At 63.3% G+C, this 2,754-nt stretch carries 3 protein-coding genes; 1 reads left to right on the forward strand and 2 read right to left on the reverse strand.

What is annotated here, in order from left to right; translation table 11 throughout:
* Positions 1-850: glycosyltransferase (locus A5622_RS20950; protein ID WP_082994652.1), on the reverse strand; the 850-nt coding region annotated here is incomplete at its 3' end.
* A 270-nt stretch (positions 851-1,120) separates the two neighbouring features.
* Between A5622_RS20950 and A5622_RS20955 the strand changes: the two genes are divergently transcribed.
* Positions 1,121-1,840, forward strand: coding sequence for a class I SAM-dependent methyltransferase (locus tag A5622_RS20955; protein ID WP_066880976.1), 720 nt, complete (start codon positions 1,121-1,123; stop codon positions 1,838-1,840).
* Between the two features lie 65 nt (positions 1,841-1,905).
* On the opposite strand, the gene A5622_RS20960 is transcribed toward A5622_RS20955, so the two are convergent.
* Positions 1,906-2,754, reverse strand: an 849-nt coding sequence (locus A5622_RS20960) for a glycosyltransferase (RefSeq protein ID WP_232003018.1), incomplete at its 5' end; no start/stop codon positions are given.

Consider the following 2,754-nt stretch of genomic DNA (forward strand, 5'->3'; position numbering starts at 1 on the left):
GCTCCCCCAATTCTGCGCAGGCCGCGCTGATCATTTCGGCCGTGAAGGCCGGAGATTCGACCGGTATGCTGCCGAAGGCGAAGCAAATGGGCGGTGCCCCCGCGGCTATCCAGTCCCGCGCCTCGTCGTCGGCGTCTGTGGAGAGGTTCATCGCCAGCGCACCCACAAAGGGCCGTCGGCCATTCCACTTCTTCCATTCGGCGGCCAACCCCGGGAAACAAAAGTCATCATAGGCCTGGATTTCCAGCGAATGGCGCTCGGCGATTCGCCGGTGCGTAGGGCTTGTCGACTTGGGCAGACCTAGCTCACGGCGATGTGCGTCCTCGAAGCCCTTGTTCATGCGCCAAGACAGCCACTTGGATACCTTCATCGCGAAGCGCGCGATGGGTCCGGGCAATAGCGGGATCAACCGTCCGTTGGGCCGTACCGGGTAGTAGTGCAGGGTGACCAGCGGAATGTCGTAGTGCTCGGCGACATTGGCTGCGGCCTGCTCGCACGGAATGGTGGTGAACAGCAGATCGGCTCCGTCCGCCAGGGATGTCAACGTCGCGCACACCTCCGTCCAGCACTGGATCGATAGCGCCGACACCTGGAGCCCGAACCTGATCAGATCTCGAATCCTCCAGAAGCTCCGAAAAAAACATGTCCAGAATCTGCGCTGTGCGGCCATGTACGCACGGGTGTCCGTGCCGTAAGCAACCGCCGCGAGCCCGGCCGATTCGACGAACGGAATCAAGTCGGGCGGGACGGCCATGCACACTTCGTGGCCCCTGCGCAGCAACTCACGGCCGACGGCGGCACAGGGCTCGATATCACCACGAGTTCCGTAGCTCGCCACCACGAACTTCATTGCAAAAACGAGCCTTTCAGCCGTCGCGCGCCAGGCCAGGCCAATGGTACCGGCCGACATCGGCCACGATCCGATTCTCGGGTGCATGCTGGCCATTGGCTGAAGGACCACCAATAGTCACTAATGGCGACTTCGGAGCGGCTGGTTAGCTTAGCCTCGAGAATCTGGTCAAGAAGCCACCAGCGCGGGCGACACTGGGCCGACACTGGCGCCCGACGAGCGGTTGCTCCGATCGTCGGACGGACTGATGCAGCCACGAAGGGGGTTCACATGAACCGCATCAACGCTGTACAGCGCGCGCTGGACGGGCGGCGGCAACGCGTCTATCTCGAAATCGGCGTGTCAACCGGAAAAGCGTTCCGACACGTCGAGGCCGAAGAGAAGATCGCAGTCGACCCAGCCCTGATGCTCTCGGCGCGGACGCGCAAGCGCGCCGCCGCAAAGGCGGCGGCCACATACTATTTCGACACCGGCAGCGACGCCTTTTTCGCGAGCGAATCGGCATTCCTCGAACAGCGGGGTATCGACGTCGCTCTGATCGATGGACTCCACACCCACCGGCAGGTCCTGCGCGACATCGACAACACGCTGCGCTACCTGCGCGACGATGGGGTCATCTTCGTACACGACTGCAACCCGACTCGCGCCTCGATCGCCTGCCCTGCGGGGTCTTACGCCGACTTTCGCGCTCGGCATCGCTGGCGGGACATTTCCTGGGGACTTACCACATCGGGCACCTTGGCCGCCCTGTGGAGCGGTGACGTCTGGAAGGCGATCGTCGAGTTGCGCAGCACCCGTGAGGATCTGCGCATCGCGGTGCTCAATTGTGATTTCGGGGTTGGCGTCGTGCGAAAGGGAACTTCGGACTCGCTACTGCCCTACTCGGCAGCGCAAGTCGACGCGCTCGAATACGCAGATCTTGCCGCCGACCGGAACCGCTTGTTGAATCTGAGGCCCCCGGCGTATCTCGACGAATTCCTTGCTTCGTAGCGCTGGCAAACGCCGGCTTGGTCGCGGATAGCCGCCTACAACACGCATGACCCGAGAACCCGCGTTCAGCCAACACGCTTGAAGCGGGCGAAGTTTTCGACAAGATCGACCGCGGTCGCGGCGCTGTCCACAGCTCTGGTCATCCTGGTGGCGAATTCGCGGGCTTGCGTGAGGTATTGCGATGCCAGAATGGTGCGCAGATCCGAGACCAGCGAGTCCTGCGTCGTCGTCGAAAAGCGTCGTCCCCTGCCCAACTTCAGCCGCTTGACCCGCGCCGCCCAAATAGCCTGGTCGGGCAGCGTCCACAGAATTAACGCGGGAAGCCCGGCGCGCAACGCCGCGTTCGTAGTGCCCGCTCCGCCGTGGTGAACGAAGGCTCGGCATGCGGGAAGGACCCTGGCGTAGTTCATCGCGTCCACGACCTTGACATGGTCAACATGCGGGACGTCGGCAAAGTCGCTCCAGCCGGCGCAAATCAGTGCCCGCTCACCCAACTGGGCGCATGCGCCGCTGATCATCTCGACCGTGTCGGACGGAGATTGCACCGGCATGCTGCCAAACCCGAAGCAAATCGGCGGCGTTCCCGAGGCGATCCACGACAGGACGTCGTCATCGGCCGGCGTGGGCAATTCCAAAGTCAGCGCACCGACGAAGGGGCGCTGGCCGTTCCATTTCGCCCATTCGGCCGCCAGGCCCGGGAAAATCACGTCGTCGTATGCCTGGATTTCCAACGATCCCCGTTCGGCAATTCGCCGCGGTGAACCATATGTTGCCTTCGGTAGGCCGAGCCGGCTGCGCTGCGCATTCTCGACCTTCTTGATCGCGCGCCACCACAGCCAGTCATGCAGCGTCAGCACCAAGCGAGAGGCCGACGCGGGCAAGATCGGCAACGATTGGCCGTTGGGGCGCACCGG

This window comes from Mycobacterium sp. 1245801.1 (genome assembly GCF_001673055.1).
In the GTDB taxonomy this organism is placed as follows: Bacteria; Actinomycetota; Actinomycetes; order Mycobacteriales; family Mycobacteriaceae; genus Mycobacterium; species Mycobacterium europaeum_A.

Coding starts and splice junctions, on each gene's coding strand:
- A5622_RS20955 (WP_066880976.1), top strand. CDS start 1,121: ATGAACCGCATCAACGCTGTACAGCGCGCGCTGGACGGGCGGCGGCAA.